We start from the raw sequence: 19,646 nt of genomic DNA, 5'->3' as shown, positions 1-19,646 counted from the left end.
AAGTTTCACCCTCAACTTTAGGCTTAGGGTGGATCAGCCTTCGAAATCTTCCGGTTCCACGTCGTCCAGGAACTCGCGGAAGCGGCGCATTTCGCGCTCCTCGTCCACTGCGGGATCCGGCTCCGAATCCTCGCCTTCGTCGTGCTCGGTAATGCGGACGCCGGCTTCCTCCATGACAGCATCGGCGCACCAGATGCGGCACTTCGCACGCAACGCGAGGGCCAAGGCGTCAGAAGCGCGTGAACTTACCACCGTGCCGTCGTCGAACTGCAGCTGTCCATAGAAGATGTTGTCTTCCACAGCCACAATGTTCACGCTGATGATGGAATGCCCCAAGGACTCCACTACATCCACCAAAAGATCGTGCGTCATGGGCCGGGGCGGAACAACGCCCTGCTGGGCCAGGGCAATGGCGCTGGCTTCAGGAGTTCCGATCCAGATGGGAACGTGTCGCTCTCCGTTGATCTCCCGAAGAAGCACCAAGGGCTGGTTGGAAGGCAGCTCGATCCGGACTCCGACGATTTCGACTTCGATCATCAGCTGTCCATCCGGGAAATGCGGTCGTGAACCAAGGCCCTGTGCAAAGTAAGGCAAAGATCGCTGATCTCTCGGGCGGCTTCAGCAGCCCGCGCCTGCGAGGCAGCGTCCCGACGCGAGGTCAGGGGCGCAACGGCCCTCTCCACCAAGCCGAACTCCCGCTCAGCGGCAGCTTGGAAGGGCCGAAGGTGCCGGGGTTCCAGGCCGTGTCCTTCCAACTGAACACAGGCCCGGGCCACCTGGAGGGCATGTTCGTCAAACTTGCCGCCCACGTGCCTGATCAGCCCGAAACTCAGCAACGATTCAAGCAACGGCACGTTGGCGCCCGACTCGGCGCGCAGCTGCTCTTCAGTGAGGGCCCGGGCGCGGCCTTGGACTTCCGCTGCCATCTCCGCGGATACAACCCTGGGCGACACCGTGACACCTGGAGGCAAATTCTCGGGCCTCTCGCCGCGGTCGATTGCGTCAAGATAATCCTTAATGACCTTCAGAGGCAGATATTGATCCCGCTGAAGAGCCAGGACGAAACGGAGTCGCTCAACATCGCTGTCCGCATACTGACGGTAACCGGCAGGAGTCCTCTTCGGATTAATGAGTCCTTTTTCCTCAAGAAAGCGGATTTTGGACGCCGTCATGCCGGGAAAGTCGTCACTCAGCTGAGCGAGGACTTCCCCGATATTCAGGACCTGCGGTCCGCGACGGTCCTGCTGGGCCATAGCCACAGGCAGATACCCCGTCAGACTTGGCCCGCTGCGCGAACAGGGCTCAGGTAGTAGGTCAACCGGAACTTGCCGATCTGAACCTCGTTGCCGCTCTTCAGCTGCACACGGTCCACGCGATCGTGGTTGACGTACGTTCCGTTGAGGCTCCCCATGTCCACCAGCTCGAAACCGGATTCAGACCGGATGAACTGAACATGCTTGCGGGATACCGTGACATCGTCCAGGAAGATGTCAGCATCCGGGTGCCGTCCCGCCGTGGTGGTGTCCGCGTCCAAGAGGAACCGAGCACCGGCGTTGGGTCCGCTGTGCGCAATGAGCAATGCTGAGTTAGGCGGAAGTGCGTCCACTGATGCACGCTCTTCGGGGGCCAACTTGGGGGCAATGCTTGGCTCGTCCCACGTTGGTGTGATGCTGATCGAGGTGGTCTCCGACGTAGGCTGTTCCTCCGCGCCGTTCCCGACATTGGCTTGATTCTGTTCGCCGCCAACCATGGAATTCCTCCTCATCCGCCGGCAGTTCCAAACCCTGCCGGCCACTTCCGCATCCCGGTACCGCCGGGCAAATCGGTTGCTGGCCCGCCGTCCTGCTTCCCGGTTGAGGGAAAGCAGCCTGACGGGCCAGATAACTTTAGCCTACCTGTTGTTCGTACTCCGATGCACTGAGCAGGGATTCCACTGCATCAGCTTCTGCAAGCTTTACTTCAATAAGCCATCCCTCGCCGTACGGGTCTGAGTTAATCAGGGCCGGATCAGTGTCCAGGGCGTCATTTCGATTGGTGACTTCGCCTGTCACCGGCGCATAGATATCGCTGACGCTCTTTGTTGATTCCACTTCGCCAACAACTTCATTGCCGGTGACTTTTGTCCCGGGCTCGGGCATCTGAGCATAGACAACGTCACCCAAAGCGTCCTGGGCGAAGTCCGTGATGCCAATGCGTACTACGCCGTCGGCATCTGGAGCAGTAACCCATTCGTGTTCTGCGGTGTAGGAGAGTTCTTCCGGAATATTGCTCACTGGTGGCCTTTCATCGGGACATTTATGAACCTCGACGGCGGCCCTTTCAGATGGCCACCGCTGAAAGTATAGGCACATTTCCCCTGCACCTGATGGGGTCTCTGCCATGATTGACCCATGACCGAACAAGCACAAGTACCAGCTCAGAAAAAGCGCAATGCGGGCGTAAAAATAATCCTGATCCTGGTGGCAGCACTTGTCGCTGTGGCCGCGTACTTCATCCTCGGGGCCATCCTCCCCCGCTGGTGGTCCGATGTCATCGCCGGGCAGGTCCGGCGCGATCTTGGAGCCAGCGTCCTGGTGGGCATGTTCTACGGATTCGTTTTCACTTTCATTCCGCTCCTCGTGGCGTGGCAAGCTACCCGCAAATCGGTGTCCTGGCCCTGGAAAATCGCCATTGTCCTGGTGGCCGTCGCCATCGCGACGCCCAACCTGCTCACCGCAGGCATCGCTTTCGGCAGCACGGAGTCCGCCCACGCCGGCCAGCGGACCTTGAGCGTGGATGCAGGATTCTTCACAACGTGGACTGCCATTTCTGCCGTTGCTGCTGTGCTCATCTTCATTGCGGTCACCATTCTCTGGGCGCTATGGCGGCGAAGGGGAAAGCAGATGAAAGTGCTCCGGCAAGCAGAACACCAGCGCGTCAGTGCTGCAAAGACCAGTACTGCGAAGAACGTTGAAACCGAAACACGGGACACCACCCCTAACGCCTGAGACGCCAAGAAGCCCGTCACGGATTGTCCGTAACGGGCTTCTTCTTTGTGTGACCTGACATGTAGCCCGGCTTTTCAGCCAAGCTTCGCGCCCCGGCGTCAGGCGATGGTGGCCTCATGCGGTTCGCGTTCGACGTCGGGGGCTGCAGCGGGTGCCGCGGGTCCACCGCGCCGTGCTGCTGCGGCCGCCGCCAGCATGACCAGGAGAGCGGCTATGGTGATGCCGGCTCCAGCCCAGATGGGCGAGGTATAGCCGAGGCCGGCGGTAATGGTGACCCCGCCGAGCCAGGCTCCGAGAGCGTTGCCCAGGTTGAATGCGCCGATGTTGGCGCCGGATGCCAGCGTGGGCGCGGAGGAGGCGAAGTGCATCACTCGCATTTGGAGTCCCGGGACGGTGGCAAAGCCGAAACCGCCCATGAGCGCCAGTGACACCAGTGTTGCGATGCTGTTGGAAGCGGTAAGGGCGAAGAAGATCAGCACTGCCACAAGTCCGGCAAGGATGACAATGAGCGACTTGTCCAACGCTTTGTCCGCAGCCTTGCCGCCCAGGAAGTTGCCGACGAACAGCCCGCCACCAAAGAGCACCAGGAGCCACGGCACGGCTCCTGATTCGAAACCGGACACCTCGGTGAGAGTGAAAGCGATGTAGGTGAAGGCACCGAACATGCCACCAAACCCGAGGATGGTCACGATGATGGAGAGCCAGACTTGACCGGAAGTGAAGGCGCCCAGTTCGCTGCGGAGGCCTTTTGTGGGTTCCGTGGTGGATGTGGGAACCATCAGTGCGATGCCGAGCAGGGCAACGACACCGATGGCGGTAATCGCCCAAAAAGTTGAGCGCCAGCCGAAGTTCTGGCCAAGCAGCGTTCCGAAGGGAACCCCCAGCACGTTGGCTGCGGTAAGGCCAGTGAACATGATGGCGATGGCGCCGGCCTTTTTGTGGGAAGGCACCAGGCTCGCCGCCACCACTGAACCGATGCCGAAGAATGCGCCGTGGCAGAGCGCCGCGACGATACGGCCGATCATCATGGCCGCATAACTGTCAGCAATGGCGGACAAGAAGTTGCCGGCAATGAACAAGACGAGCAGGCCAAGGAGTACCGGCTTGCGCGGAAGTCTGGTCACTGCGGCCGTCACCAGGAGTGCACCGGCTGTGACGCTAAGAGCGTAGCCGGAGATGAACCAGCCTGCCGAAGCCTCGCTGACGTTGAAGTCGGCAGCAACTTCCGGCAAGAGGCCCATGATCACGAATTCGGTTAGTCCGATGCCGAATCCGCCGAGGGCAAGGGCAATCAACCCTGCGGGCATGTGGAGCTCCTTAAATGGTCGGTTCCGTCCGGGAGTGGAAGTGCGTCGTCGGGAACCGTAGAATAATAGTTGCAGACGCTCTGTATATAGTTGCACACGCTAGGTACTTGCGCAAACAACTACTTTGCGATGCGTCGCGATTCACACGACATCGAGTCAGGAGCACAGCACACATGGGCATCAAGGATGACGCCGTCGAAGTACGCGCACAGGGCTGGCGGACCCTTGCCGCCCTGCACGGGAGCATCGAAACGGAGCTCGAGAAGTCCCTTCAGGCCACGAGCGAGCTGTCGGTAGTGGAATACGCCGTTTTGGATGCGCTGAGCCGCCAGGATGGCTGGCACATGCGGATGCAGCAGCTGGCCCGCGCCACTGCCCTGTCCAGTAGCGCCACCACCCGCCTGGTCAACCGCCTGGAGGACCGGGGCCTGCTCACCCGCATCCTGTGCGCCGACGACCGCCGCGGCATTTACACCGAGTTGACGCTGGCCGGCCAGAAGCTCCTCGAAGCAGCCAAGCCGGTGCATGACCAGACCCTTGCGTCTGCTCTTGAGGCTGCCGAGTCCGTGCCCGAACTCGAGCCGCTGGTGCGGGCGCTCGGCGCGCTGCAGAAGGTCTAGCTGGATCTGCGGGCTTGTTCGAATCCCTCGGCGTTCAACGGCGAGTGATTCGAACAAGACCGGGAGCAATCAGGCATTAACGACCAAAGGCCGGAATCACCGTGTTTCCACGTGATTCCGGCCTTTATGGTCGGGCTGACAGGATTTGAACCTGCGACCCCTTGACCCCCAGTCAAGTGCGCTACCAAGCTGCGCTACAGCCCGCTGGTTCCACCGTTCTCCGCCTAAGTTTTCCTCCGAAGAGTCCCACCTAAGCAGTCCGGCCGAACCACCTCCAAAAGCTTACACGAAGTTGGAGGCGGGAGACGCCATCACAGCCAAAGTGGGCTGTGATGCCCGTCTCACTTAGCGCTTCTTGCCACGCTTCTCGCGTACGCGCATGTTGACCTCGATGGGCGTGCCCTCAAAGCCGAACGTTTCGCGGAGGCGACGCGTGATGAAGCGACGGTATCCGGGATCCAGGAAGCCGGTGGTGAACAAGACGAACTTCGGCGGGCGGCTGGATGCCTGGGTGCCGAAGAGGATGCGCGGCTGCTTTCCACCACGGACCGGGTGCGGGTGCGCTGCCACGAGCTCGCCCAGGAACGCGTTCAGGCGTCCCGTGGGGATACGGCGGTCCCAGCTCTCCAAGGCGATATCCAGCGCAGGGACCAAACGGTCCTTGTGCCAGCCCGTCTTGGCCGAAATGTTCACGCGCGGAGCCCATTCAACGTGGGCCAGGTCCTGATCGATTTCGCGTTCCAGGTAGCGGCGGCGTTCGTCGTCCAGCAGGTCCCACTTGTTGAAGGCCAGAACCAGTGCACGGCCGGACTCGATAGCCAGCTGGAGGATGCGGACATCCTGCTCGCTGAGGACTTCGTCGACGGCAAGAAGCACGACGGCGACCTCCGCCTTTTCGAGCGCGGCCTGCGTACGCAGGGAGGCATAGAAGTCGGCGCCCTGGGCCATGTGCTGGCGGCGGCGGATACCTGCGGTGTCCACAAAGCGCCATGTGCGGTCACCGAGTTCGATGAACTCGTCTACCGGGTCACGCGTGGTGCCGGCCAGAGGATCCACCACTACGCGCTCGGAACCCGCCAGCTTATTGAGCAGCGAAGACTTACCCACGTTCGGGCGACCAATCAGGGCGATACGGCGAGGACCGCCTGAACGTTCCACCCCATCCACCAAGGAGAACTCGGGCAGGGTGTCCATGACGTGGTCCAGGAGGTCTGCAACGCCGCGACCGTGCAGGGCCGAAACCGGATACGGCTGGCCAAAGCCCAAGCCCCACAGTGCGGCGGAATCCGCTTCCTGGGCGAAGTCGTCCACCTTGTTGGCCACCATGATGACCGGCTTCTTGCTCTTGCGGAGCATCTTCATGACGCCCTCGTCCGTGGCTGTTGCGCCAACGGCAGAGTCCACCACGAAGAGAACTGCATCAGCAAGCTCCACGGCCATTTCGGCCTGCTCGGCTACGCGGGCGTGGATGCCCTTCGCGTCGTGCTCCCAACCGCCGGTGTCCACCAGGGTGAAGTTGCGGCCGTTCCAGCGGGCCGAGTACATGACGCGGTCGCGGGTAACGCCCGGGGTGTCCTCAACAACGGCTTCGCGGCGCCCAAGGATGCGGTTGACCAACGTGGACTTGCCCACGTTCGGGCGTCCGATGATGGCCAAAACCGGGTCCAGCTTGAGGGGACCCTCGTCCCCTTCATCACCGTATTCACCGCTGAGCAGCGCGGCATCTTCTTCGTCGAGTTCGTAGTCCTCCAAGCCTGCCCGGAGGGTGGCCGCGCGGAGTTCGGCCTCGTCGTCGTCCAGGGCCGCCAGGTTTTCCGCCACCTGGTCGGTGCCGGTGGGCGTGTATTCGTCGTCGCCGGCTCCGTGGAGGCCGGATTTTTGAGTCGTATCGCTCATTGCACTTTCCTTAGTGGTGGTCTGCCGGCGTCCCGGCTACTGCTGTGTGGCGGTGATGCGAAGTGGGTTCTCCGGGCGCAGGTTCCAGGGGAAGACCCTGGCCTGTGGCCCGGATGGCGTCCTGGACGTGACCGGCCAGGGCTTCACGGATCTCCGCAGCCGCCCTGTCCATTGAAACACGCCCCGGTTCGCCCTTCCGGCGCTTCACCGTAATGGGTTCGCCGAAGCTCACATGGAGCTTGCGGCGGGGTTTGGGGATATGGTCGCGATGCTCATCACCCTGACGGGTTCCAAGGATGGCGACCGGGATAACTGTGGCTCCCGAGTTCAGAGCGAGCCACGCTACTCCGTTGCTGATGTTTTCTGCCGAGCCGCTCCCCCGGGTTCCTTCGGGAAGAATCCCGACGCAACGGCCGGCGTCGAGCAGTTTCTTGCCGCGGTGCAGGGCGGTGCGGTCACCGGTCCGGTCCACGGGTATCTGTCCGGCCCCTCTCAGAACCTTGCCCAGGAAACCTTTGAACATCTCTTTCTTAACCAGGATGTGCATGGGACGCGGCGACGCGCCGAACATCACCGGTCCGTCCAGGAAGCTGATGTGGTTCGCCGCGAAAACCACCGGTCCGGCCGCAGGAACGTTGCTTTTGCCCGCCACGATGGTCCGGTAGATGACGTGGTCAAGGAACCAGCCCACCGGTCGGCTCCACAGCCTGCTCCCTGCAGAGGGGAGCCGGGTCTCAGTCACCATAGATAACCTTGCTCACGATCGCCAAGGCGGTTTCAACGGTTTCCTCAAAATTCAGGTCCGAAGAGTCGAGCGTCACCACGCCGTCGGCCGCTTGGGTGAAGTTCACTACCGTTGAGTCCTTGGCGTCACGCTGGATCACCTGAGCCTTGAGCTGTTCCTTGGTCTGCGTGCCGCCCAACTGGATCCCACGACGCCGCAGCCTGGCTTCCTCGCTCGCGGTCAAGAGCATGCGGACCTCAGCATTGGGGACGACGACGGTGGTGATGTCGCGCCCTTCCACCACCATGCGGCGGTGGTGCTGGTCGATCAGCTCACGCTGGCGACGAATCAGCTCGGTGCGGGCACCGAGCGTCGTGGCCACAGCACTAACCGACGAGGAGATCAAAGGATCCCGGATCTCGTCCGTGATGTCCGTGCCATCAACCGCCACATACTCCGTGGCGGTAGTGGTACTGATCTCCAACGGCATGGCCTTGGAAGCCTGCTCCACCGCGGCACCGTCCTGAAGGTCAACGCCGGTCTTGAGGCAATACCACGTCAGGGCACGGTACATCGCACCGGTGTCGAGGTACGCCAGCTTCAAGCGCCGGGCAACTTCTTTGCTGACGCTGGACTTGCCGGACCCCGAAGGGCCGTCGATTGCGATCACGAGCGGCTTGCCGGGACGGGCAACTGTCTCCGGGCCAAAGAATTCACGCGTCATTACTGGAGTACCCGCCATCCACGGTCAGTCAAAGCTTCAACAAGGAGGTCATGCTTGCTCGGTAGCACGGAAAGTTCCACCATGCCCACGTTTTGTCCTGAGGAATGGTCGAGCCGAAGGTCTTCGAGGTTCACACCGATCTCGCCGATCTCCGTGAGGAGGTGCGCGATCTGGCCCGGCTTGTCGTCCACCAGGATAGTGAGCCACGAGTACGCCTGAGGAGGTCCGCCGTGCTTCCCGGGGATCCGGGCCTGGCCTGCGTTACCCTCACTGATCAGCTGGGCGAGGTCCAGCCGCGCGCCGGGGGCGAGGGGTTCTTCCAAGGTGCCGATCAGACGGTTCAGGTCCTCGCGCACACCATGCAGGATTGAAACCACCTTCTCCGCGTTGCCGCCCAGGATTTGTACCCAGAGGGTGGGATCGCTGGCTGCGATGCGGGTGGTGTCCCGGAGTCCGTTGCCTGCCAGGGACAGGGCATGCAGTGGCGTACCCTGCAACCGGCTCGCCAGAAGCGAGGACATGATCTGCGGCAAATGAGACACCAGCGCCACGGCTTCATCGTGCTCGTCCGCGGTGAACTGGGAAACAATTGCTCCCAGATCCCCTGCGAGCGAACGTGCAGCCTGGAGTGCAGCATCCGAAGTTTCTTCGGAGGGGCACAACACCCATGGCATGGACGTGAAAAGCTCACCCCTGGCTGCAACCGGGCCGGACTTCTCCCTGCCTGCCATGGGGTGGGTACCCACATAGCGGGCGAGGTCAACGCCGCGTTCGCGCAACTGTGCCTGGATGGTGGCTTTGACGCTGGCAATATCGGCAACCACCGCTGACGGGTAATCCGCCAGTGCCTTCTGCACGACGTCGGCGGTAACGTCCGGCGGGGCTGCGACAACTACCAGTTGGGGTTGTTCATCCAGCTCCCCCAGTGGCCGTCCCGCACCGATGTCCACCGCGACCGCCTGGTTGGTGGGCGAGGGATCAGAAAGGAAAACGGGGACTCCGCGTCCGCGCAGGCCGAGGCCAATGCTGGCCCCGAGCAAGCCTGTACCGAGAACGACGACCGGGCCATCAAGATGGCCCCGGCTGTGCGTACCGAATGCCGACATGCCCTAGAGCCCTACAGATGCCAGGAGGTGACCGACTTCCTGCCTGCCGAGGTTGCGGATGCTGCCCTGTCGCTGGTCGCCCAGGCCGATGGGGCCAACCTTGACGCGGACAAGACGCTCCACGGGGAAACCGACCGCGTCAAACATGCGGCGCACAATGCGGTTCTTGCCTGAGTGCAGGACAACCTCAATCAGGACGTGGCCGGGAGTCGAGTCAACCAGTTTAAAGGAGTCCACCGCAGCAACGCCGTCTTCGAGCTCGACGCCGTTCTTCAGCTTTGCGCCCACGCCTTGCGGGAAGGGGCCACGCACCTGGACCAGGTACGTCTTGGGTACCTCGTACGAAGGGTGCGTCAAGCGGTTGGCCAGTTCGCCGTCGTTCGTCAGCAGCAGCAGACCTTCAGTGGCGACGTCGAGCCGGCCAACATGGAACAGGCGTTCGCCCTTGTTCTTGTTGTTCTTGAGGAAGTCGCTGATGCAGGGGCGGCCTTCGGGGTCCTCCATGGTGGAAACGACGCCCTTGGGCTTGTTAAAGACCATGTAGACGAGGGTGTCGTCGAGCTGGATCCGGATGCCATCAACGTGGATCACGGCGGCCGTGGGATCCACGCGCATACCAAGTTCGGTGGTCACCACACCGTCAACCTCGACGCGTCCTTCGAGGATCATTTCCTCGCACACGCGGCGTGATGCCACGCCTGCCTGCGCCATGACCTTTTGCAGGCGTACGCCGTCAGCATCATGAAGATCGGACTGGGGCACTTCCTGGCGCGGACCGCGGTTGCGGGCCGGCTTGCGGATGGGGCCCAGGTTCTGGCCGAAGCGTTCGCTGCCGAACGCCTTGGATCCGTACTGCCGTGCCGGCTTCGCTTTGGGCTTGATTGCACCGGGAGTACCGGGTGCCTTGCCAAAGCCGGGCTTGTTGGAGCCTGGCTTGCGGAAAGGCTTCGCGGGCCTGGCTGCCTGGCCGCGGTCGTAATCGCCCGCTGTTGTGGGGTTGTCAGGATCGAAAGGTGCCGCTTCGCGCGGCTTCGAAGCCTTAAAGGGGCGGCCTTCGCCCTGTGGGAAGTTGCGCTTTCCAGCGCCGGCGCTGCCGCCGCGGCCGGAGAAGCCGCCGGCGTTGGAGCGGCCTGTGCCGCCTCCCTTGGCCTCATTGCGTCCGGAACTGTTTCGTCCCGAACCGTTACGTGGTGAACTCTGGCGTCCCGCCTGTGTCATGACCCGTCCTTGTGTAGTAATGGCCGGCAATAGGTGTTGGAATCAACACTAGCCAGCCGGGCAGACATCGTCTGCCCTTTGTCGCTGTGCACCTTGATATGGTGCGTGAATCAGTATGAAGTTCTCTTGCAGTACCGGTGGTGGCCGTGGCTACATCCGGCTGGCGTCGTAGTACTCGTCGATGCCTTCCAAACCAGGAAGGTGCGGCGAGAGCTGTGGCAGTTCAGCCACCGAGCCGATGCCCATCCGTTCCAGGAAGTACGAGGTTGTCCTGTACAGGACAGCCCCTGATTCGGGATCGTTTCCGGAGTCCTCGATCAAACCCCTTTGAGTAAGAGTCCGGACCACGGAATCCACGTTGACGCCGCGAATGGCAGACACCCGGGCCCTTGAGACCGGTTGCCGGTAAGCAATGACCGCCAGTGTCTCAAGCGCTGCCTGAGTCAGCCTGGTGGTCTGCCCCTCGAGGACGAATCTCCCCACGACGTCGGCAAATTCCGCCCGTGAATAGATCCGCCACCCACCGGCGACGTTCCGCAATTCAAAACCCCGGGGTGCAGTGCTGGCATCGGCAAAGCCGACAGCATCCACGTCCGGGGCTTTAACAGTATAGCCGCTATACTCCCGCTGCAGGTCCTGCAGCAAATCTTCGACGACGGCCACCGTCACGTTGAGTCCGGCAGCCAGCTCCTCCGAGGTGGCCGGCTCATCGATCACCATGAGGACAGCCTCCAACGCTGCACGCGCGCCGCCGGGCAGGGCTTCCAGCTCGGACAGCCCGTCCTGTACCGTTTCCTGCTCACTCACTGTCGCCATCCCCGCTTCCCGTTCCTGCTTCAGGCCCGTACTCCTCGCTCAGGCTGGAACTGTCCCAGCCGGCGTCATCGCCTGTCCATCTAACCGTCAAATCAGCCAACGGCTCGGGCTGTTCAAAGGCAACCACGCGGTCGCGGAACATTTCCAGCAGTGCCAGGAATCGGGCCACCACCACCAGCGTCGTTTCGGCATCGGCAATCAGCGCTTGAAAGGACAGCGGTGCTCCCAGCTTCAAGCGGTACCCCATGATCTCGGCCTGTTCCTTGACACTCACCGGCGGAGCGTGGAGGTGGTCCAAGCCAACTTCGGCCGGCGCGGAGTCCTTGGGTTTGAGTGCTTTCGCGGCAAGTTCCGCGAACTGATCCGGGGTGTGCCGCCACACCAGCTCCGGCAACAGCGCGGCGAAGTGGCCTTCAAGGGCCACTTGGCGCGGATACCGCCGGGCTTCCTGTTCCAGCGTCTCTCCCAGGATCCCGGCGATCTGCTTGAACGCCTTGTACTGCAGGAGACGGGCGAACAGGAGGTCCCTCGCTTCCAGGAGGGCAATGTCCTCGGCGTCTTCCACTTCACCGGCGGGCAGGAGGCGCGCCGCCTTCAGGTCCAGCAGCGTTGCGGCAATCACCAGGAACTCGCTGGCTTCATCCAGCGCCCAGTCCTCCCCCAGTTCCTGGAGACGCCTGATGTATTTGATGAATTCATCAGTGACCGTGGCCAAGGCCACCTCAGTGATATCAAGCTTGTGCTTGGAAATGAGGCCGAGCAGAAGGTCAAAGGGTCCCGTGAAGTTAGCCAGCCTTACCTCGAAGCCGGCCTTGCGGGCTTCGGAGGTACCGGCGTCGGGCGCTTCGGCGTGTACGGGCGCTTCGGCGTGTACGGGCGTTTCGGCGTGTACCGGCGTTTCCGTCTCAGAAGGCGAGGCCAGGTCCGCTTCCGCGGCAGGGGCGATTGACGGTCCCACCGTCCGCTAGGGCGCGCCGCCGCGCGAGATCAGTTCCTTGGCGAGGCGGCGATATGCGTCAGCTCCGATGTGGTTGCCGGCGTAGCTGGTGATGGGCTCGGCGGCCACCGTGGCATCTGCAAACTTAATCGAACGCTTGATGACAGTCTCAAAGACCTTGTCCCCGAACGCCTCCACCAGGCGCGAAATCACTTCACGGCTGTGCAGGGTGCGGGCGTCATACATGGTGGCCAGGACACCGTCCACCTGCAGGCGCGGGTTGAGGCGGTCCTGCACCTTCTCGATGGTCTCCACCAGGAGCGCAACGGCGCGCAGGGCAAAGAACTCGCAAATCAAAGGGATGATGACGCCGTGGGCTGCAGTCAGCGCATTCACTGTCAGCAAGCCAAGCGACGGCTGGCAGTCGATCAATACGACGTCGTAGTCATCCTCAACGCTTTTGAGTGCGCGGTCCAGGACTTGCTCACGGGCAACCTCGTTGACCAGCTGCACTTCGGCAGCAGAGAGATCAATGTTGGCGGGCAGGAGGTCAACGCCTTCAACACCGGTCTGCTGGATGGCGTCGCGGATTTTCACCTTGCGGTCCATTAACACGTTATAGACGGTGAGGTCGAGCTCGTGCGGGTTGGCCCCGAGGCCGGCGGACAGAGCGCCTTGCGGATCAAAATCCACCAACAGGACGCGACGGCCGTACTCGGCGAGCGCAGCCGCCAAGTTGATGGTGGAGGTGGTTTTACCCACGCCACCCTTTTGATTGACCATGGCGATGACTCTCGCCGGACCGTGGGAGGCCAGTGGAGCAGGTTCCGGGAATTCGCGGTAAGGGCGGCCCGTGGGCCCCATGATGGCGTCTTCCAGATCGAGCTCGGTGCCTTCCAGCGTAGCTGTTCCCCGTTCGATGCTCACGTATCTAACCACTCTTTCGACGACGATCTTCCCTGCCGCTGCGCCCCCGGACGACAGCGCTGCTACCCCTTTAGGCTACAGCGCCCGACACGGTTATTTGGGGAACTTGACTTTGGCCGATTCTTGAGCCTTGACCCTCTGGTTGAGGTCGAAGGTTGAGGTGCGTGCCAGAGCTGCCGCGCGGAACAGCGAAGACCGGCACCTGGTGGGGTGCCGGCCTTCGCCAAACTATCTTGCGTTGACGCTGATCCTGCTAGACCGTGGCCTTTTCACGGTTTTCGGCCTCAGGTGCAGCCTCTTCTTCGCCACCGTGGGCGATCATGGTCTGCTCGTCGAAGGGCTCACTGCCGGAGAGGACACGCTCCACCTGCCCGTTGTCGATTTCCTTGACCCAGGTGCCGATCAGGACGGTTGCCACGGCATTGCCGGTGAAGTTGGTCAGCGCGCGGGCCTCGGACATAAAGCGGTCGATTCCGACGATCATGCCCACGCCGCCCAGGAGCTCCGGCTTGTGTGCCTGGAGACCGGCGGCCAGAGTTGCGAGACCGGCGCCGGTGACGCCTGCAGCACCCTTGGAGGCGATGATCATGAAGACCAGGAGCGAGATCTGGGCCCCGAGGTCCAGCGGGGTGCCCATGGCGTTGGCAACAAACAAGGAAGCCATGGTCAGGTAGATCGCCGTGCCATCAAGGTTGAACGAGTAGCCCGTGGGGACCGTTACACCAACAACCGGCTTGGAGACACCCAGGTGCTCCATCTTGGCGATCAGGCGGGGCAGTGCGGCCTCGGAGGATGAGGTGGAGAAGATCAGTAGGTACTCGCGGGCCAGGTACTTCATGAGCTTGAAGATGTTGACACCGGCCACTGCGCGGAGCAGCGTTCCGAGGATGACCACAATGAACAGTGCGCAGGTGATGTAGAAGGCCACCATCAGGGTGAACATACTCAGGATCGCCTGGGCGCCGGTTGCACCGACGACGGCGGCGATGGCACCGAACGCGCCCACCGGAGCCAGCCACATGATCATGATGAGGATGCGGAACACGAGTCGCTGCCCGTGGCCGATGGCACCAAGGATGGGGGCTCCCTGCTTGCCCATCTTCTGCAGGGCGAAACCGACCAGGATCGCGGCAAGAAGGGTGGGCAGGACCGGAATGTCACCGGGGATGATGCCCAGGAGGAAGTCCACGGTGCTGTTGGTGTCTGCCTTCTTGGTGGGATCGTACGGAGTCAGCTTGAGTCCTTCACCCGGGTGGATGAGGTTGCCGACTACCAGACCAATGGCGAGGGCGAACGTTGACATCGCCACGAAGTAGCCCAGTGCAAGTCCGCCCACCTTGCCAACGGTGGCCGCCTTGGCGATGGACCCGATGCCCAGGACGATGGTGCAGAAGATGACCGGAGCGATCATCATTTTGATGAGTTTGATAAAGCCATCACCGAGCGGCTTGAGGGACTTTCCAACTTCAGGGAACACCAGGCCGACGACGGCGCCGAGCACTACGGCCAGAATGACCGCGATGTACAGGTAATGCGACTTGTCGAGCCCCTTGCGTCCAGCTTTGGCAACTACTGCCGACTCTCCTCGTTGAGAGGTCATGGGATTCTCCTTTGGATACTGTGTAAGGCGCTGCGGTCCTGCACTGATGTCCAATCCGCTGCCCTTGTGTGATATCCATCATTGAGCCGTTGGTGACACACATCACCGTTGCGGTCATATTGGTCATGGAGGCCCACGTGTTTCACAGCTGGAGCATCGCCCGCCGCTTGTTCGTGGCGAACCTGTTCTTCGTCCTTGTCCTGACCGCGGTCTTCGGTGCTTTCTCCGTAGTGGAAGCCAGGGACAGGGGGTACGACGAAGCCGGCGGCCGGATGCTCGCCATCGCCGCCTCCCTGGCCGACAATCCCCTGGTGTTGGAGGCGGCTTCAACATCTGATCCATCAGCAGTCCTGCAGCCCTACGCGCTGGAGGTCATGGACCATGCCGACGCCGATTTCATCACCATCATGGCTCCCGACCGGACCCGGTGGACGCATCCCCGCACGGAAGAGCTTGGCAAGCCCTACATTGGGACCATCGAGCCTGCCTTGCGGGGTGAAACCTTCACCGAAGTGACCGCCGGCACCTTGGGCCCGTCGGTCCGCACCATTGCTCCCGTCCTGGATCCCGAGGGCAACGTCAAGGCGCTGGTGGCTGCGGGAGTCACGGTCCGCACGGTGGACACAGACGTTGCTGAGAGATTGGGAGTGATTGGCATCATCGCCCTGGTGGTTCTGTTCTTCGGCTCCGTCGCGTCGTGGCTTCTTGGCCGGTACCTCCGCTCCGTGACACGTGGCTGGGGTCCCGAACAGTTGGCGCAGCTCTTCGCTTACTACGAGTCGGTTCTCCACTCGGTCCGCGAAGGCGTGATCCTGATCGACACGCACGGCAAAGCTGTGATGTACAACGACCAAGCAGCCGAACTCCTGGGACTGGCGCCATCCGACGCCGACAGGTCGCCTGACGCTGCCCCGAAGCTGGCCGACCTTCCCTTTGATGGAAGCCTGCGAGCGCTGTTCGAGTCCGGTCGGCCCGCCCACGACGAAAGCCACCTGACCGGTTCCCGGATACTAGTGGTCAATCAGGCTCCAGCGGTGGGACCCGTGCCTGAGCGCAGCCGGCAGAAGCCCGCCATCTATGGCACCGTGGCTACCATCAGGGACCGTACAGAAATTGAGTCCCTGGGCACGGAGCTTCAGACGATGAAGACGCTCTCCGACGCCTTGCGTGCCCAGACGCATGAACATGCCAACCGCCTCCACATGATCGTCTCCCTGCTGGAACTGGGACGGACGCCCCAAGCCTTGGATTTCGCCACCAAGGATCTTGAGTTGAGCCAGCAGCTCACCGATGACATGGTGGCCTCCGTGGACGAACCCGTAATGAGCGCGCTGGTGATGGGCAAGGCGGCGGAAGCCCACGAGCGGGGCGTGGAACTGGTTGTCCGCACATCAGGGAGTGCAGGTGTCCGCGGGCTGGAAATCCAGGATCTTGTCACCATCCTGGGAAATCTGCTGGACAACGCGATCGATGCTGCCGCTGCCGGTGAGTTCCCGCGGAAGGTGGAGCTGGAGGTGGACGCGGAGGCCGCCGCCGTCGAATTCACTGTTCGGGATTCGGGCGGGGGCATCGATCCGGGTTCCATCGACGACGTCCTGCAATACGGCTTCAGTACCAAATCGCCAGCGGGAAGTCCTCGCGGCAGCCATGGCCGGGGCGTGGGCCTGGCGCTGGTGCGCCAAGCCGTGGAACGGCTCAACGGTACGATGACCATCAGCAACCCCGGCGGGGCACAGTTTCATGTAGTGCTGCCTGCGCCGGCTCCCGAGGAAGAGAAGGCATGACAGACATCCGCGTCCTGGTGGTGGAGGACGAGCCGATAGCCTCGGACGCCCATTCCGTCTACATCGGCCGCCTGGACGGCTTTACCTTGGTGGGGACGGCTCCGGATGGGCAATCGGCCCTGCGCATTCTTGGCGAATTTGCCACCTCGGGCGCACCTGTGGACCTGGTTTTGCTGGACATGAACCTGCCGGACCTTCACGGGCTGGATGTTGCCCGACGGATGCGCTCGGCAGGAGTGTTTGCCGACATCATCGCCATTACCGCGGTGCGGGAGTTGACCATCGTGCGCAGTGCCGTGTCGATCGGCGTCGTGCAGTACCTCATCAAGCCCTTCACCTACGCAACGTTTGCCGACAAGCTCAGCAGCTACCGGACGTTCCGCGAACAACTGGCGGGCTCGATGTCCGGGATTTCCAAGGCCGGCGCCTCGCAAAGCGACGTCGACCAAGCTTTTGCGAGCCTTCGCGCCCCTACGGAACTGCCGCTGCCCAAGGGCCTGTCCGGGTCCACGTTGGAAGCAGTGAAGGACTTGGTGCGCGCGGGACTTCGGCCGGTGTCCGCAAGCGAAGTGATGGACGCGCTGGGCATGTCCCGGGTGACCGCCCGGCGCTATCTGGAGTACTTGGCCGACGCCGGCACTGTCACCCGCGCTCCCCGGTACGGCACTCCTGGACGCCCCGAGAACGAGTACGGCTGGAACCACGCTTAGCCCACCCTGTATACAAAGTTAGCGATTTTCGCCTGTTTGGTGACTATTACGCGGACCTGTGTATACACTGGGGGCATGCGCGCCAGTGATCGGGCCTACGCCGCCCTTCGTGAAGACATCATTGAATGGCGCCTTCGCCCGGGAACCGTCCTCGCGGAAGTCGAGCAGTCCGAACGCCTCGGCGTGTCGCGCACCCCGGTCCGGGAGGCGCTGAGCCGGCTCACCGCAGAAGGATTGACGACGGCGGCAGGTGGCCGCGGCGTCGTCGTCACCGATATCTCACTGGACAGCATCGACGAACTGTTCGAATTGCGCGAAACCCTTGAAGTAAGGGCCGCGGCCCTTGCCGCCCAACGCGGTGAGCCGGGTGTCTTCGCCGAGTTGCAAGCACAGTTGTTGCTGGCGCCTGAATTGCTGAGGGACGAGGACCCCACCCGGCACGAGTATTACGCCTTGGTCAGCCGACTGGACGACGCCATAGATTCCGCGATTTCCAACAGCTACATGGCCCACGCCATGCGCAGCCTTCGTGTCCATTTGGTCCGGGTACGCCGTCTGGCAGCCGACGACGCTACACGACTCCTCGCAGCCGCTGCCGAGCACGCTGCCATCGCCGAAGCCATCGCCGCCGGCAACCCCCGGCTGGCAGAAGCCGCCACCACTCTCCACCTGCACCGCAGCCTCACCCACGTCAAAGCCACCCACACGGCCCGCTAGAACGTCACACCAGAAGGAGCATCATGGTCAAGAACAACCACGTCCGCGTCTACAAGAGCGAAGGGAACCTCCCGCGCGAGGAGCAGTTGGCGCACAAGATCGCAGTGGTCGCCGCCGACCCCGTCGAGGTATCCCCCGAGGTCACCGACATGGTGATCAACCGAATCATCGATAACGCTTCGGTGGCCATCGCCTCGCTGAACCGCGCACCCATCGTCGCAGCCCGCGCCCAAGCGCTGACCCACGCACCTTCCGCGAACGGCAAGGGCGCCTCTGTTTTCGGTATTGCTGAGCAGGTCTCCCCCGAATGGGCAGCCTGGGCAAACGGCGTGGCCGTGCGCGAACTGGACTACCACGACACGTTCCTGGCAGCTGACTACTCACACCCGGGTGACAACATCCCGCCGATCCTCGCCGTCGCCCAGCACGTGGGCTCCAACGGCGCCGACCTGGTCCGTGCCATCGCCACCGGCTACGAAATCCAGGTGAACCTGGTCAAGGCCATCTGCCTCCACAAACACAAGATCGACCACGTGGCCCACCTCGGCCCCTCCGCCGCAGCCGGTATCGGCACGTTGTTGGGATTGGATGTTGAAACGATCTTCCAGTCCGTAGGCCAGGCCCTGCACACCACCACCGCCACCCGGCAGTCCCGCAAAGGCGAAATCTCCACCTGGAAAGCCCACGCCCCGGCCTTCGCAGGCAAAATGGCAGTCGAAGCCGTGGACCGCTCCATGCGCGGCCAGACCTCCCCAGTGCCCATCTACGAAGGCGAAGACGGCGTAATCGCCTGGATGCTCGACGGGCCGGACGCCTCCTACGAGGTCCCCCTGCCCCTGCCCGGTGAAGCCAAGCGCGCCATTTTGGACACCTACACCAAGGAACACTCCGCCGAGTACCAGGCCCAGGCGTGGATCGACCTCGCCCGCAAACTCAACAAAGAGCACCCCGAAACCACCGATCCCGCCAACGTGAAATCCGTGCTGATCAAGACCAGCCACCACACCCACTACGTCATCGGTTCCGGCGCCAACGACCCCCAAAAGTACTCCCCCACCGCATCACGCGAAACCCTGGACCACTCCATCCCCTACATCTTCACCGTCGCGCTGCAGGACGGCGCCTGGCACCACGTGGACTCCTACGCCCCCGAACGCGCCACACGCCCGGACACCGTGGGACTCTGGCACAAGGTCACCACCGTCGAAGACCCGGAATGGACGCGCCGGTACCACTCGTTGGACATCGCAGAGAAAGCCTTCGGCGGCACGGTCGAAATCACCCTCACCGACGGCACCGTCATCACCGACGACATCGCCGTCGCCGACGCCCACCCGCTCGGCGCCCGACCATTCGCCCGCGAGCAATACATCAACAAGTTCCGCACCCTCGCCGCCGGACTGGTGGAGGAAGCCGAAATCGAAAGGTTCCTCGCCGCCGTCGAACGCGTCACCGAACTGGGCGAAGGCGAACTGGACCAGCTGAACATCACCGCAGCACCCGGCGTGATCGACCTCAGCAACGCACCCAAGGGACTGTTCTAAATGCTGTACTCAAAAGTCACCCCCGAACA

The 19,646-nt window shown here is 62.5% G+C and carries 20 protein-coding genes and 1 tRNA gene; 6 read left to right on the top strand and 15 right to left on the bottom strand.

All coding sequences use genetic code 11. The features are described from left to right. Nucleotides 1-33 precede the first annotated feature (33 nt). From CQ020_RS04880 to gcvH, 4 genes are all read right to left on the bottom strand, one after another. On the bottom strand, nucleotides 34-537 hold the full coding sequence (locus CQ020_RS04880; protein WP_017200817.1) for a bifunctional nuclease family protein: 504 nt from the start codon (nucleotides 535-537) through the stop codon (nucleotides 34-36). Further along, nucleotides 537-1,253: a MerR family transcriptional regulator gene (locus CQ020_RS04875; protein ID WP_105690813.1), complete on the bottom strand. Its 717-nt coding sequence runs from the start codon at nucleotides 1,251-1,253 to the stop codon at nucleotides 537-539. The genes CQ020_RS04880 and CQ020_RS04875 overlap by 1 nt, the downstream gene beginning before the upstream one ends. A gap of 20 nt (nucleotides 1,254-1,273) precedes the next feature. After that, entirely contained in the window at nucleotides 1,274-1,750 is a 477-nt protein-coding gene (locus CQ020_RS04870) for an FHA domain-containing protein (protein WP_105690812.1), read from the bottom strand. Between the two features lie 136 nt (nucleotides 1,751-1,886). Next, nucleotides 1,887-2,273 (bottom strand): glycine cleavage system protein GcvH, encoded by a 387-nt coding sequence (gene gcvH / locus CQ020_RS04865; protein ID WP_024820444.1) that lies wholly within the window; start codon nucleotides 2,271-2,273, stop codon nucleotides 1,887-1,889. A gap of 117 nt (nucleotides 2,274-2,390) precedes the next feature. Between gcvH and CQ020_RS04860 the strand changes: the two genes are divergently transcribed. Continuing rightward, nucleotides 2,391-2,987, top strand: a complete 597-nt coding sequence (locus CQ020_RS04860; protein ID WP_105690811.1) for a hypothetical protein — start codon at nucleotides 2,391-2,393, stop codon at nucleotides 2,985-2,987. 98 nt (nucleotides 2,988-3,085) lie between these two features. Here the strand turns inward: CQ020_RS04860 and CQ020_RS04855 are convergent, their stop codons facing one another. Beyond that, entirely contained in the window at nucleotides 3,086-4,294 is a 1,209-nt protein-coding gene (locus CQ020_RS04855) for an MFS transporter (RefSeq protein WP_105690810.1), read from the bottom strand. A gap of 173 nt (nucleotides 4,295-4,467) precedes the next feature. Here CQ020_RS04855 and CQ020_RS04850 point away from each other — a divergent pair, with 173 nt between their 5' ends. Then, entirely contained in the window at nucleotides 4,468-4,914 is a 447-nt protein-coding gene (locus tag CQ020_RS04850; RefSeq protein ID WP_105690809.1) for a MarR family winged helix-turn-helix transcriptional regulator, read from the top strand. 127 nt (nucleotides 4,915-5,041) lie between these two features. Here CQ020_RS04850 and CQ020_RS04845 read toward each other — a convergent pair. The 10 genes from CQ020_RS04845 to CQ020_RS04800 all read right to left on the bottom strand — a co-directional run bounded on the left by CQ020_RS04845 (nucleotide 5,042) and on the right by CQ020_RS04800 (nucleotide 14,862). Further along, nucleotides 5,042-5,118, bottom strand: a tRNA-Pro gene (locus tag CQ020_RS04845). Between the two features lie 141 nt (nucleotides 5,119-5,259). Next, nucleotides 5,260-6,810, bottom strand: coding sequence for a ribosome biogenesis GTPase Der (gene der, locus CQ020_RS04840; RefSeq protein ID WP_105690808.1), 1,551 nt, complete (start codon nucleotides 6,808-6,810; stop codon nucleotides 5,260-5,262). 10 nt (nucleotides 6,811-6,820) lie between these two features. Further along, the gene (locus CQ020_RS04835) at nucleotides 6,821-7,555 is read right to left on the bottom strand and encodes a 1-acyl-sn-glycerol-3-phosphate acyltransferase (RefSeq protein ID WP_181151764.1); all 735 of its coding nucleotides are present in this window, start codon (nucleotides 7,553-7,555) and stop codon (nucleotides 6,821-6,823) included. After that, on the bottom strand, nucleotides 7,545-8,258 hold the full coding sequence (gene cmk / locus CQ020_RS04830; RefSeq protein WP_105690807.1) for a (d)CMP kinase: 714 nt from the start codon (nucleotides 8,256-8,258) through the stop codon (nucleotides 7,545-7,547). Before cmk ends, CQ020_RS04835 begins: the two co-directional genes overlap by 11 nt. Continuing rightward, nucleotides 8,258-9,364 carry a prephenate dehydrogenase gene (locus CQ020_RS04825; RefSeq protein WP_105690806.1) on the bottom strand — a complete coding sequence of 369 codons (1,107 nt, stop codon included), beginning with the start codon at nucleotides 9,362-9,364 and terminating at the stop codon, nucleotides 8,258-8,260. Before CQ020_RS04825 ends, cmk begins: the two co-directional genes overlap by 1 nt. A gap of 3 nt (nucleotides 9,365-9,367) precedes the next feature. Further along, entirely contained in the window at nucleotides 9,368-10,582 is a 1,215-nt protein-coding gene (locus CQ020_RS04820) for a pseudouridine synthase (protein ID WP_024820436.1), read from the bottom strand. A gap of 150 nt (nucleotides 10,583-10,732) precedes the next feature. After that, complete coding sequence (locus CQ020_RS04815; protein WP_181151763.1) at nucleotides 10,733-11,398, bottom strand: SMC-Scp complex subunit ScpB; 666 nt, start codon at nucleotides 11,396-11,398, stop codon at nucleotides 10,733-10,735. Next, nucleotides 11,382-12,356, bottom strand: coding sequence for a ScpA family protein (locus CQ020_RS04810; RefSeq protein ID WP_105690805.1), 975 nt, complete (start codon nucleotides 12,354-12,356; stop codon nucleotides 11,382-11,384). Before CQ020_RS04810 ends, CQ020_RS04815 begins: the two co-directional genes overlap by 17 nt. A 6-nt stretch (nucleotides 12,357-12,362) precedes the next feature. Continuing rightward, a complete protein-coding gene (locus CQ020_RS04805) occupies nucleotides 12,363-13,262 on the bottom strand; it encodes a ParA family protein (protein ID WP_062067809.1) in 900 nt (299 codons plus the stop codon). Nucleotides 13,263-13,515: 253 nt separating this feature from the next. Next, entirely contained in the window at nucleotides 13,516-14,862 is a 1,347-nt protein-coding gene (locus CQ020_RS04800) for a cation:dicarboxylate symporter family transporter (protein ID WP_105690804.1), read from the bottom strand. A 137-nt stretch (nucleotides 14,863-14,999) separates the two neighbouring features. Here CQ020_RS04800 and CQ020_RS04795 point away from each other — a divergent pair, with 137 nt between their 5' ends. The 4 genes from CQ020_RS04795 (at nucleotide 15,000) to CQ020_RS04780 (ending at nucleotide 19,617) form a co-directional block, all read left to right on the top strand. Beyond that, on the top strand, nucleotides 15,000-16,646 hold the full coding sequence (locus CQ020_RS04795) for a sensor histidine kinase (RefSeq protein WP_105691058.1): 1,647 nt from the start codon (nucleotides 15,000-15,002) through the stop codon (nucleotides 16,644-16,646). Next, nucleotides 16,643-17,356 (top strand): response regulator, encoded by a 714-nt coding sequence (locus tag CQ020_RS04790; RefSeq protein WP_105690803.1) that lies wholly within the window; start codon nucleotides 16,643-16,645, stop codon nucleotides 17,354-17,356. Before CQ020_RS04795 ends, CQ020_RS04790 begins: the two co-directional genes overlap by 4 nt. Nucleotides 17,357-17,431: 75 nt before the next feature. Continuing rightward, nucleotides 17,432-18,073, top strand: coding sequence for a GntR family transcriptional regulator (locus CQ020_RS04785; RefSeq protein WP_105690802.1), 642 nt, complete (start codon nucleotides 17,432-17,434; stop codon nucleotides 18,071-18,073). A gap of 23 nt (nucleotides 18,074-18,096) precedes the next feature. Further along, entirely contained in the window at nucleotides 18,097-19,617 is a 1,521-nt protein-coding gene (locus CQ020_RS04780) for an MmgE/PrpD family protein (protein ID WP_105690801.1), read from the top strand. Nucleotides 19,618-19,646 lie beyond the last annotated feature (29 nt).

The sequence above is a fragment of the Arthrobacter sp. MYb23 genome (assembly GCF_002979775.1).
Lineage (GTDB): Bacteria > Actinomycetota > Actinomycetes > Actinomycetales > Micrococcaceae > Arthrobacter.
Note: the sequence above shows the minus strand (reverse complement) of the source record. Positions and strands in the feature narration are given on the sequence as shown.